The sequence below is a fragment of the Actinocrispum wychmicini genome (genome assembly GCF_004345645.1).
GTDB classification, from domain to species: domain Bacteria; phylum Actinomycetota; class Actinomycetes; order Mycobacteriales; family Pseudonocardiaceae; genus Kibdelosporangium; species Kibdelosporangium wychmicini.
Genome location: NZ_SLWS01000008.1, coordinates 500117 through 512983, shown reverse-complemented (window position 1 = coordinate 512983; position 12867 = coordinate 500117). Strand labels below are relative to the sequence as shown.

General features: G+C 69.2%; 5 protein-coding genes. 3 read left to right on the top strand and 2 right to left on the bottom strand.

From position 1 onward, the window contains the following. Positions 1-12: 12 nt before the first annotated feature. Positions 13-3093 (bottom strand): alpha-L-rhamnosidase, encoded by a 3081-nt coding sequence (locus EV192_RS35195; protein WP_243727271.1) that lies wholly within the window; start codon positions 3091-3093, stop codon positions 13-15. Between the two features lie 386 nt (positions 3094-3479). Between EV192_RS35195 and gltB the strand changes: the two genes are divergently transcribed. Both gltB and EV192_RS35185 read left to right on the top strand, forming a co-directional pair. Continuing rightward, positions 3480-7964, top strand: a complete 4485-nt coding sequence (gene gltB, locus EV192_RS35190) for a glutamate synthase large subunit (RefSeq protein ID WP_132122902.1) — start codon at positions 3480-3482, stop codon at positions 7962-7964. Beyond that, entirely contained in the window at positions 7957-9405 is a 1449-nt protein-coding gene (locus tag EV192_RS35185; protein WP_132122901.1) for a glutamate synthase subunit beta, read from the top strand. The genes gltB and EV192_RS35185 overlap by 8 nt, the downstream gene beginning before the upstream one ends. Here the strand turns inward: EV192_RS35185 and EV192_RS35180 are convergent, their stop codons facing one another. Then, positions 9406-11109 (bottom strand): Hsp70 family protein, encoded by a 1704-nt coding sequence (locus EV192_RS35180; RefSeq protein ID WP_165960780.1) that lies wholly within the window; start codon positions 11107-11109, stop codon positions 9406-9408. A 96-nt stretch (positions 11110-11205) separates the two neighbouring features. Between EV192_RS35180 and EV192_RS35175 the strand changes: the two genes are divergently transcribed. Next, positions 11206-12621 (top strand): phenylacetate--CoA ligase family protein, encoded by a 1416-nt coding sequence (locus EV192_RS35175; protein WP_132122899.1) that lies wholly within the window; start codon positions 11206-11208, stop codon positions 12619-12621. Positions 12622-12867 lie beyond the last annotated feature (246 nt).

Here is a 12867-nt window from a genome sequence, read left to right as displayed (position 1 = left end):
AACGCCAAGCCGCTAGGGGTGATCGAGATCACCGGTGAACGTCCACTGGCCGGCCGGGGCCAGGTGGACCTGGAACCCGGCTTCGGCACGGACGAACCGCACCCCCGGCGGCGCCGTCACCGACGACCCCGGTACGAAAACCTCGGCTGCGCAACCAACTGGCACCCCGACAGTGAGGTGCATTGTGGAGCCAACCATGTTCCAGGCTACCGAAGCCGCCCCGCGCACGGTGGATATGGCCGCCTGTGCCCAACTGACCCCTACTCGCGCGTCCGGACGCACGGTGAACCGCTGATAACCGGCGTCACCTGGGCGCAACCCGGCCACGTTCTCGTAGAGCCACTGCACGACCGTGCCCTCGAAGTAGTGGTCACGGGACCGTGAGTCGGTCGGCCACATCTCCCACATCGTGTCGGCGCCGTTGTCGAACCAGAAGCCCCAGCTGGGAAATGTCCGTTGGGTCGCGATCGCGTGGGCGACGTCGGCGTGACCGTTCGCGGTCAGCACCGGCAGCAGTACACTCGTTCCCAGACAACCGGTGTTGAGGTGGTTGCCGCGCGCGCTGATGTCCGCCAGCAGGCTGTCCACCACCGAGGCGACCGAACCCGGTGGGACGAGGCCGAACGCCAGCGGGACCGCGTTCGACGTCTGGCGGTAGCCCGGGTCCTTCGCGGTCTGGTAGTGGCCGTCCTTGAGGAAGGCCACATTGAGACGGTCCCGGCACCGGTCGGCGACCGCTCGATAACGTGCGGAGACTTCGTTGTGTCCCAACACGTCGCCCAGCTCGGCGATGGCCGTGAGGGCTCGGTGCAGGTACGCCGTCGCGGTCAGGCGTGTGTCCTCCGGCGGGTTGCCGCCCGTGCCGGGTGACAGGTAGTCGCCGAGTTCGGTGAGCGCCAGGCCGTCCCGCAACCGGGCGATCTCCCAGTCCAGGTAACGCACGACCGTGTCCCAGTGTTCGGCGGCCAGCTTGTCGTCGCCGTAGATCCGGTACATTTCGCGCAGGGCGAACGGATACACCGTGGTCCACTCCGGCGACGGGCCCAGTTCGTTGTATCCCCAACCACCGCTGGGCACGATCACCGGCAGTTGTCCGGCCGAGGTCTGACAATCCCGGATGTCGTTCAGCCACTTCGTCACGAACCTGGGCACGCCGTAGGCGAACATCATCGTGGGCAGGCCGAGCTGCGCGTCGCCGGTCCAGCCGTTCTTCTCGTACATCGGCGTGTCGGTCGGGATGCCGTGCAGGTTGTTCAGGATCGTGCGGCGCATGGCCCGGTCCAGTTGTTCGTAGAACGGTTCCGAACACCGGAACGTGCCTGTCTGCGGGACGTTGGTGTGCACCACCCGGCCCACCAGGGCCTCCGGCCGCGCGCCGGTCACCTGCACGTACCGGAAACCCTTGTAGGAGAAGCGCGGTTCCCACGTTTCGGCGCCGGTGCCCGCGCAGATGTACTCGTCGGTCTGGTACCTGCCGGAAACGTGACTGCCTTCCCACTGCACGCTGCCGTCGGCCTTGAGCTTCTCGCCGTGCTGTAACCGGATCACCGTCCCGGCGGGCGCGCGGACGGTCACTTTCGACCAGCCGGCCATGGTCCGGCCCATGTCGGCCACCCACACCCCGGGGCTGAGCTCGGTGACGGCCGGTGTGACGTCCTCGACCACCTCGATCGGCTCGTGCTGCTGGCCTCTGAGTGTCCCTTGTGGAGGGTCGACGACCTGGGCCGGGCGCCAGGTCGGGGTGACGCGGGCGTCGTACGTCTCGCCGGCGTAGATGGAGTTGGTGACGGTCGGGCTGTCGGCCAGCAGCCAGTCCGGGCCGGTGGCGACGGTCGTGTGGGACCGGTCGGTGTGGTCCACCTCAACCTGGGCCAGCAGTCTCGGCTCGCCGTGCCAGCTGGCGTTCTGCCAGTTCCAGACGTTCGGCGTGGTCAGGCCGTAGAAACCCCGGCCGAGTGTGACGTCGATCCGGTTGCCGCCCGGCTTGAGCAGCCTCGACAGGTCGTGGGTGGCGTACAGGACGGTCTTGTCGTAGTCGGTGAACCCGGGGTCGAGCACCTGGCTGCCGACGCGGGTTCCGTTGACCACGACGTCGTAGTAGGCGAGGCCACTGATGTACAGCCGCGCTGTGACGACCGGCCGGGTGAGCGTGAAGTCCTTGCGCAGCAAGGGAGCGGGGGCCTCTGGGGTCGGCACGGACACGTTCGCGCCCCACAGGCCGCCGCCGTAGGGCGCGAGCACGGCCGCGCGGTCCCATCGGCTGTCGTCGAATCCTGGCTGCTGCCAACCGGTTTGCTCGGTGGCCGTGACTCGCCAGCCGTCGCCCGTGACGAGTGTCGTCTGTCCGTTGACGACCAAGCGGACCAGCAGCCCGGCGGGATTGCCTGGATGGGCCGTGCCGCGGTTGGTCGCCACCGCGGCGACAACCACCCGGCCGGAGACCAGGTGCGTGACGTCCGCGACCAACCCGGTCCGCCAACTGTCGGTGGCCTCGGGCGCGAACAGGACCTGTTGTCCGCCAACGTAAAGCGTGAAGTCGTCGTCCGCTGTGGCCACGATCTTCGCGCTGGTCACCTGACCAGGCACGTCGACCGCGGCCCGGAACCAGCGCGGGCCGACGGGAGCCGAGTCAACCGTGCCGTCCAGCGACCAGATCCACGATGCTCCGTCCACAGTGGGCGGTGCGGTGGCCGCGGGCGCGCCGATCCAGCGGGCCTGCCACGCACCGCCGAGGAATCCGGTCTCCCACCAGCGGACCGCGCTCCAGTCCGACGGCTGGTCCTGCGCGTCCCACACCCGGACCTGCCACGAGTAACGGGTCCGCGGCCGCAGCGGTGGGCCCGCGTACGGCACGGCGACCGAACGGTCGGACGTGACCTTGCCGGAGTCCCAGACGCCGTTCACCCGGACCTGGTACGCCGTCTGGTGCTGGCCGTTCTCGCTCGCGCCTAGCACCCACGACAGTCGCGGGTTGAGCGCGTCCGTGCCCAGCGGGGCGTCGGCGTACTCGACTGTCGTCCGGCCGACGGACAGGGCGCCGCCGCCCGCCGCGTCGGCCGGCCCCGGTGGCAGGGCCATCATCCCGGTGGTCACTGCTGCCCCCTGTAGGAAAAGCCGGCGGCTCACGTTCTCGCCCATCACTGTGCCCTCCGTTGGGTCGCGATGAAACTTGAAACGTTTCAAGAATAACCGGGGTCACACTCCGGGCACAACCGCCTCCGGTAGGCTGGGTGTCCACATCGTGAAACCAGCCGATGCCCCTGCACCCCACCGGCGGAACTGTCAACTGTTGGGTGGGATTTCCCACGTGACATCAGGCATAACCGTGTGTTCACATTACTGTCACGAGAACCCCCGGATGACCTCCGGGCCCTCGCTCGCTCTGCCGTCCCGCCATCCGGGAGCTCGCAGGGCCAGGCGTTCGCGCACAACGGAGTGCGGCACCAGTTCCCATTCTTTCCCCGGGGAGGGCCGCTTCAGTGACCCGCCACAAGACCGAGGGCCTCTACGACGCGCAGTTCGAGCACGACGCCTGTGGCGTCTCGTTCGTCGCCGACCTCGCTGGCCGCCGGAACCACCACATCGTCGCCCAGGCGTTGACCGCCCTGCGAAACCTGGAACATCGCGGTGCCCGAGGCGCGGAACCGGACACCGGTGACGGCGCCGGACTGCTGATCCAGATCCCGCACGACTTCTTCACCGAAGTGGTGGCCTTCGAGCTGCCGCCGGCCGGCGAGTATGTGGTCGGCACGGCGTTCCTGCCGATGGACGTCACCACGAGAGCCCAGGTGGTGGCCGGAATCGAGGCCATCGTCGCCGAGGAGGGCGCGCGGGTGCTGGGGTGGCGTGAGCTGCCCGTCGACCCCGAGCACGTCGGCCCGACCGCGGCGAGCGTGCGTCCGTATCTCGGCCAGCTGTTCCTGGCCGCGGACGGGTGTTCCGGGCTCGTGTTGGAGCGCCTGGCGTTCTGCGTCCGCAAACGCGCGGAGCATACAAACGACGTGTATTTCGCGTCGCTGTCCGCGCGGACGATCGTATACAAGGGCATGCTCACCGAGACCCAGGTCGACCGGTTCTTCCCCGACCTGACGGACCCGCGGGTGACCAGCTCGATCGGCCTGGTGCACTCCCGGTTCTCCACCAACACGTTCCCGTCGTGGCCGCTGGCGCACCCGTACCGGTACGTCGCCCACAACGGCGAGATCAACACGTTGCGTGGCAACGTGAACTGGATGGACACCCGCGAGTCGACGCTCGCAAGTGACGTCATACCAGGGGACTTGTCCCGCGTACTGCCGATCATCACGCGCGGTGCCAGTGACTCGGCGTCGTTCGACGAGGTGCTGGAGCTGCTCCACCTCGGCGGCCGGAGCCTGCCGCACGCCGTGCTGATGATGATCCCGGAGGCGTGGGAGAACCACGAGGAGATGGACTCGGCCCGCCGGGCGTTCTACGAGTACCACTCGACGCTGATGGAGCCGTGGGACGGGCCGGCGTTGGTCGCGTTCACCGACGGCACGCTCATCGGCGCCGTGCTCGACCGCAACGGCCTTCGGCCGGCCCGGTACTGGGTCACCGAGGACGGGCTGGTCGTGCTGGGCAGCGAGGCCGGGGTGCTGGAGCTGGACCCGGCCACGGTGGTCCGCAAGGGCCGGCTCGAACCGGGCCGAATGTTCTTGGTGGACACCGCGTCCGGCCGGATCATCGACGACGACGAGGTCAAGAGCGAGCTGGCGGCCGAGCATCCGTACACCGACTGGCTGCACGCCGGCCTGATCGACCTGGCCGAGCTGCCGGCGCGGGCGCGTGAGGTGCCGACGCACGCGTCGCTCGTACGGCGGCAGCAGGCCTTCGGGTACACCGAGGAAGAGTTGAACGTCCTGCTGCGCCCGATGGCCGCGACCGGCGCCGAGCCGATCGGGTCGATGGGCAACGACTCGCCGCTGGCGTCGCTGTCGCACCGGCCAAGGCAGCTGTTCGACTACTTCACGCAGCTGTTCGCGCAGGTGACGAACCCGCCCCTGGACTCGATCCGGGAGGAGCTGGTCACGTCGCTGCACACGTCGATCGGGTCGTCGCCGAACCTGCTGTCGTCGATCCCGGGCGCGTGCCGGCGGATCACGCTGTCGTTCCCGGTGCTGGACAACGACGAGCTGGCCAAGATCGTGCACATCAACGACGACGGCGACCTGCCGGGCTTCCGGACGTTCACCGTCCGTGGCACGTATGACGTACACGGCGGCGGTGACGCCTTGCGGCGCCGTCTCGACGAGATCCGCGCGGAGGTGTCCGCGGCGATCGCCGAGGGTGCGCGCCTGCTCGTGCTGTCCGATCGCGGCGTGAACACCGAGCACGCGCCGATCCCGTCGCTGCTGCTCACCGGGGCCGTGCACCACCACCTGATCCGGGCGAAGAAACGCACCCAGGTCGGGCTGATCGTCGAGGCCGGCGACGCCCGCGAGGTGCACCACGTCGCGTTGCTGATCGGGTACGGCGCCGCGGCCGTCAACCCGTACCTGGCCATGGCCAGCGTGGAGGAGACCGCGCTGGATCCCGAGCACGCGACCCGGAACCTGATCAAGGCGCTGGGCAAGGGTGTGCGCAAGACCATGTCCAAGATGGGAGTGTCCACAGTGGCCTCCTACACCGGCGCGCAGATCTTCGAGGCGATCGGTCTCGGCCCGGAGGTGGTCGACTCCTGTTTCACCGGAACGACGTCCCGGCTCGGCGGCGTCGGCTTCGACGTGCTGGCCGAGGAAGTCGCCCAACGGCACCTTAAGGCGTTCCCGCCGGACGGGATCCACGCCAGCCACCGCGAGCTGGACACCGGCGGGGACTATCAGTGGCGTCGCGAGGGCGAGGCGCACCTGTTCAATCCGCATACAGTATTCAAACTACAGCATTCCACGCGGTCCGGCCGGTATGAGGTCTTCAAGGAATACACCCAGGCAGTCGACGAGCAGTCCGCGCGGATGATGACGTTGCGCGGCCTGTTCTCCTTCAAGGACCGCACACCCGTGCCTCTGGAAGAAGTCGAGCCGGTCGTCGACATCGTGAAGCGGTTCGCCACCGGCGCGATCTCGTACGGCTCGATCTCCAAGGAGATGCACGAGGTCCTGGCGATCGCGATGAACCGGATCGGCGGCAAGTCCAACACCGGCGAAGGCGGCGAGGACCCGGACCGGTATACAGTCGACGAGAATGGCGACCTGCGCCGGTCGGCGATCAAGCAGGTGGCGAGCGGCCGGTTCGGGGTGACGAGCGAGTACCTCGTCAACGCCGACGACATCCAGATCAAGATGGCCCAGGGCGCGAAGCCCGGCGAGGGCGGGCAGCTGCCGGGCACGAAGGTGTACCCGTGGATCGCCCGCACCCGGCACTCCACCCCCGGTGTCGGGCTCATCTCGCCCCCGCCGCACCACGACATCTACTCGATCGAGGACCTCGCGCAGCTCATCCACGACCTGAAGAACGCCAACCCGAAGGCGCGGATCCACGTCAAGCTGGTGTCCGAGGTCGGGGTCGGCACAGTCGCGGCCGGCGTCTCCAAGGCGCACGCCGACGTGGTGCTCATCTCCGGGCATGACGGCGGCACGGGCGCCTCTCCCCTGTCGTCCATCAAACACGCCGGCGGCCCGTGGGAGCTCGGCCTCGCCGAGACGCAGCAGACGTTGCTGCGCAACCGGTTGCGGGACCGGATCGTGGTGCAGACCGACGGCCAGCTCAAGACCGGGCGGGACGTGCTCATCGCGGCCCTGCTGGGCGCGGAGGAGTTCGGCTTCGCGACCGCGCCGCTCGTCGTCTCGGGCTGCATCATGATGCGCGTCTGCCACCTGGACACGTGCCCGGTCGGTGTCGCCACCCAGAACCCGGTGCTGCGGGAGAAGTTCAGCGGCAAGGCCGAGTACGTGGTGAACTTCTTCGAGTTCGTCGCGCAGGAGGTCCGGGAGTACCTGGCGCAGCTGGGTTTCCGGTCGCTCGCCGAGGCGGTCGGGCACGCCGAGCTGCTGGACACCCGCGCGGCCGTCTCGCACTGGAAGGCCGCCGGTTTGGACCTGACGCCGATCTTCCACGTGCCGGACCTGCCGCCGCGGGCGTCCCGGCACCAGAGCACGGCCCAGGACCACGGCCTGCACAAAGCGCTGGACAACACGCTCATCCAACTGGCCGAGGGCGCGTTGGCCTCTGGTGACAGGGTTCGGCTGGAGTTGCCGGTAAGGAACGTGAACCGGACCGTCGGCACCATGCTCGGGTCCGAGGTGACCCGGATCTGGGGCGGCGCCGGACTGCCCGACGACACCATCGACATCACGTTCACCGGCACGGCCGGCCAGTCGTTCGGCGCGTTCATTCCGTCTGGTGTGACGTTGCGGCTGGTCGGGGACGCCAACGACTATGTCGCGAAAGGACTGTCCGGCGGGCGGATCACGCTGCGGCCGGACCCGTCGGCGCCGTTCGCGGCCGAGGAGAACATCATCGCCGGCAACGTGATCTGCTACGGCGCCACCTCGGGCGAGATCTTCATCCGCGGCAAGGTCGGGGAACGGTTCTGTGTCCGCAACTCCGGCGCGCTGGCGGTGGTGGAAGGGGTCGGCGACCACGGCTGCGAGTACATGACCGGCGGTCGGGTCGTGGTGCTGGGTTCCACCGGCCGCAACTTCGCCGCCGGGATGTCCGGTGGGGTCGCGTACGTCCTGGATCTGGCGGCGCGGCGGGTCAACCGGGAGATGGTCGACCTCGATCCACTGGACGACACGGATCGCGCGTTTTTGAAGGAAACCGTCGAACGCCACCTCGCTGAGACGGATTCCGTCATCGCACGCGAACTTTTGCTGGATTGGGACACTGGCCGCTTCACGAAGGTGATGCCGAAGGACTTCAAGCGGGTGCTGGCCGCGCGGGCCAGCGCCGAGCGGGACGGACGGGACGTGAACGAGGCGATCATGGAGGCGGCACATGGCTGACCCCAAGGGATTTCTCACCACACCCCGGGAGAACGCGTCGACCCGCCCGGTGTTCCTGCGGCTGCGGGACTGGCGTGAGGTCTACGAGGACTTCGCCGGCGACCGGACCCAGCGCCAGGCCGGCCGCTGCATGGACTGCGGCATCCCGTTCTGCCACCAGGGCTGCCCGCTCGGGAACCTCATCCCGGAGTGGAACAACCTGGTGTGGCGCCAGGACTGGCAACTGGCCGCGGAACGCCTGCACGCCACCAACAACTTCCCCGAGTTCACCGGGACGTTGTGCCCGGCGCCGTGCGAGACGGCTTGTGTCGTGGGGATCAACGGCGATCCGGTGGCCATCAAACGGGTCGAGATCGCCATCGTCGACCGGGCGTGGGACGAGGGTTGGGTGACCCCGCAGGTCCCGGTCAGCCGGTCGGGCCGGAGCGTGGCCGTGGTGGGCTCCGGCCCGGCTGGGTTGGCCGCCGCCCAGCAGCTGACCCGAGCCGGGCACGACGTGACCGTGTTCGAGCGGGCCGACGCGGCCGGCGGGCTGCTGCGGTACGGGATCCCCGAGTTCAAGATGGAGAAGTGGCGACTGGACCGGCGGCTGGACCAGATGCGGGCCGAGGGGACCACGTTCCGTACCAACGTGAACGTCGGCGTGGACGTCACAGTGGCCGAACTGCGGTCGTCGTTCGACGCGGTGGTCCTGGCCGGCGGCGCGACCGCGTGGCGTGACCTGCCGGTCCCGGGGCGGTCTTTGAATGGGGTATACCAGGCTATGGAATACCTTCCGCCGGCCAACCGGGTGGCGCGGGGCGACATCGACTCGTCCCCCATCAGTGCTGCCGGCAAGCACGTCGTGGTCATCGGCGGCGGCGACACGGGTGCGGACTGCGTGGGCACGGCGCATCGGCAAGGCGCGGCCTCCGTGACGCAGCTGGAGATCATGCCGCGGCCGCCGGAGATCAGGTCGGCTCAGCATCCGTGGCCGACGTACCCGATGATCTACCGGGTCTCGTCCGCGCACGAGGAGGGCGGCGACCGGGTCTACTCGGTGTCCACAGTGGAGTTCCTCGGCGACGCCGGCGACCTGCGCGCGTTGCGGCTCGTGGACGTGCGAATGGACAACGGGCGGTTCGAGCCGGTGGCCGGGACGGACCGGGAGATCCCGGCGCAGCTGGTCACCCTCGCCATGGGTTTCCTCGGCCCACAACAGGAAGGCCTGTTGACCGAGCTCGGGGTCGACTACGACCCCAGGGGCAATGTCGCCCGCGACGAGAACTTCGCCACCAACGTCGATGGCGTCTTCGTCGCGGGCGACATGGGCCGCGGCCAGTCCCTGATCGTCTGGGCCATCGCCGAGGGCCGGTCGGCCGCGGCCGGGGTGGACGCGTACCTCACCGGCCGGTCGGTGCTACCCGCGCCGATCGCGCCGACAGACCGGCCGATCGGGTAACTAGCGGGGTTGGACCTTGTCCACCCAGAACTGGTGGATGGCGTTGCCCGTCACGCCTTTCGAGTTGACCGTGTTGTTGAGAACCGCGCACGTGGTGCCGGCGTCTGTCCGGTAGAAGACGCCGGTCACCGACTCGTTGGCGTTGTCGAGCGGGGCGAAGGTGACGTCCTGCCAGGTTCCCTTCCGGCTGTTGCCGGACCAGGTGCCGCTGCGCCCGGCGTTGAACCCGAGACCGCTGACCACGCCGTCGCACGCGGACTTGCCGGCCGCGGACATGAACTCGATGGCCAGCTCGTAGCCCGCTGGGGTCTGCATCAGGCACCGGACCTGGGTCCTCGAGTTGAACTTGTCGGTGGCGGCGCCCTTGGAACTGGCGCACTGGGTGGCGTTGTCCACCGCGGGCACGGCCAGCCGGAGGAGTTCCTGGTCGTCGCCGAACACCTGGCGTCTCAGGTCGGCGGAGTCGTCGGGAGCGGCGGCCAGCGGCTGCTCGGCTCCTGGGCCCGAGTTCGACGCCAGCAGCACGATCGTGACCACCACGAGCGCGATGGCGACGATCGCCGCCGACACCGGAATCAAGCGGGACTTCCGCCGCGGCGGCGGTGCCCAGCCGGGCTGGACCACAACGGTCGGCCCCGGCGGAGGGGGCGGCGGCGGGGCGGCGACCATCGGTGCTGACACAGGGGCCGCGAGCACCGGTGCTGAAACCGCCGGCTTTCGCACGTCCGCGAGCGCGCCCAGCGCGACTGTATTCTCCGGGGATTCGAGAACGACCGGTTGCATACCCGTGCGTTCCCGGACCAACGACGCCAGCAGCGGCACCCGGGTGGAGCCGCCGACGAGGAAGACGCCGGCCATGTGCTGGGGACGGGCGCGGGCGACCACCTCCACCAGGACGTCGACCATCTTGGCGAGCAACGGCCGGATCAGCGCCTCGAATTCGCCGCGGGTCATGTGCGCGTCCGGTAACGGGGGCGGCATCGGGATGTCCGTGTGCGGGTACCGGGACAGCGCCTCCTTGGCCGCGCGGACGTCCTCGGCCAGCGTCCTGGCCACGCGCCGGGCCGCCGGGGTGGTCGGGCGGCCCAGTTCCGTCCACACCGGATCGTTCGTGCGCACGTGCTGGAGCAGCTCGAAGTCCAGGTCCCGGCCACCGATGTCGGCGCCGCCGTCGGCGAGCACCTGCCAACCCTGCGGTCCGGCGAGCACGACGGCCACGTCCGTGGTCCCGCCGCCGACGTCCAGGACCGTGAGCGACTGGCCGGGCGCGAGCGACACGTTCGGCAACGTCACGAACCGCGCTGCGGCCGCAACTGGCTCGGGTACGAGATGGGTACGGCACCTGACGCCAGCGACGCGCGTCGCCGTCATCAAGGCGTCGCGGCGGCTCGGTCCCCAGGCAGCCGGGTGGGTGAGGATGAGCTGGTCGGGGTCGCCGCCCAACTCACGACGCGCTTCGGTGAGCACGTGCCGGAGCAGCGCGGCCAAGAGGTCCACCACGGGCACGGTCGTGTCGCCCAGCAGCACCTGTCCCTCGCTGACGCGCAGCTTCGGCGTCGGCTCGAACCGGGACGCGTCCAGCCGCGCCTGCCGTTCGGCGTCGCGGCCGACGACGAGTTGGCCGCTCGGGTCCAGCCACACCGCGGACGGCAGCGACTCCCCGAGCAACCGGGGTTCGGCCGTGCCGATTCGTAACGCTGCCACCGTATTCGAGGTGCCAAGGTCAACCGCTAGCGTCCGCACCGCGGAAGCGTAACCAGTGCGCGAGCCCGCCGCGGACGATCCCCGACAATGGCTCGCATGGACACCACTCGCCCGGCCAAGGTGATCAACGCGTACACGTCGTTCTTCGCTTCCGAGCCGCGGGAGCCGGACATACTCGGCCTGTTCCAGTCGGTCGCCGCGACTGTGCCCGCCTACCAGCGGTTCCTCGCCGCCGCTGGGGTCGACCCGGCCGCTGTCCGGACCATGGCGGACTTCCAGCGGCTGCCGTTCACCACCAAGGACACCTACCAGCGCCGCTATCCACTGCCCCAGCTGTGCCGGGACGGCCGGCTGGACGGGTGCGACATGATCGCCCTTTCGTCGGGCTCCTCGGGCACCCCCACGATCTGGCCGCGCGACCTCGGCGACGAGCTGCACATCGCCGACCGGTTCGAGCAGGTCTTCCGGGACGGTTTCGACGCGGCGGACGTGAGCACGCTGGCCGTGGTCTGCTTTCCGTTGGGCACGTGGGTCGGTGGCCTGTTCACCACGGCCTGCGTCCGGCACCTCGCCGCGAAGGGATACCGGATCACGGTCGCCGCGCCCGGCAACAACAAGGCCGAGATCCTGCGGGTCGTCCCCGAGCTCGCCCCGCACTTCGACCAGGTCGTGCTGCTCGGGTACCCGCCGTTCATCAAGGACGTGATCGATTCCGGCACGTGGAGCTGGCCGATCCGGATGGTGTTCGCGGGCGAGGTGTTCAGCGAGGAGTGGCGTGACCTCGTCGCCCAGCGAGCCGGAGTCACGGATCCCGTGCGGCACATGGCTTCGCTGTACGGAACGGCCGACGCGGGTGTCCTCGGCAACGAGACCCCACAGTCGGTGTCCATCCGACGGTTCCTGGCCGGCCGCCCGGACCTGGCCCGGGAACTGTTCGGCGACTCGCGACTGCCCACCCTGGCCCAGTACGACCCCGCCAGCCGGTACTTCGAGTGCGTCGACGGGACCCTGCTGTTCTCCGGCGACAACGGCGTTCCGTTGGTCAGGTACCACATCGCCGACGAAGGCGGCCTGGTGTCGCACCCCGACCTGATGGACTTCTGTTCCCGCAACGGTTTCACACCGGTCCCCGGGCCGTCGTCACCGTTCGTGTTCGTGTTCGGCCGGTCGCTGTTCACGGTGTCGTTCTTCGGCGCGAACATCTACCCGGAGAACGTGACGGTCGGCCTGGAACAGCCCGGCATCAGCGACTGGGTGACCGGCAGGTTCGTCCTGGAGACCTATGAGGACAGCGACCGCGACCGACGGCTGCGGGTCACCGTCGAGCAGGCCTCCGACGCCGCCGACCCGTACGTCATCGCGGCCTCGATCCACAGCCAACTACTGCGGCTGAACAGCGAGTTCGCCAACTACGTGCCGGCCGGGCGGCAACTCCCGGAAGTCGTCCTGCGGCCGGCCGGTGACCCCGAGTACTTCCCGGCCGGCGTGAAACACCGTTACACCCGGGGCTGAGCTTGTGCGATGCTGGCGGCATGCCCGTCGACCAGCACTTACTCCTGGCGTTCACGCTGACCACGATCATCGCGATGATCGCCCCGGGCCGGACATGCTGTTCGTCCTGGGATGCGGGATGCGCGGGCTGAAAACAATGCCCTCGCCGGGCGGGCTGATCGACCAGGAGACAGGGGAAGGGCCGCGTCCTGTCTGTTGCGCGGGCACGCGCTGAGCCTAGCGGCGCGGCGAGCGCAGTCTGTGAAC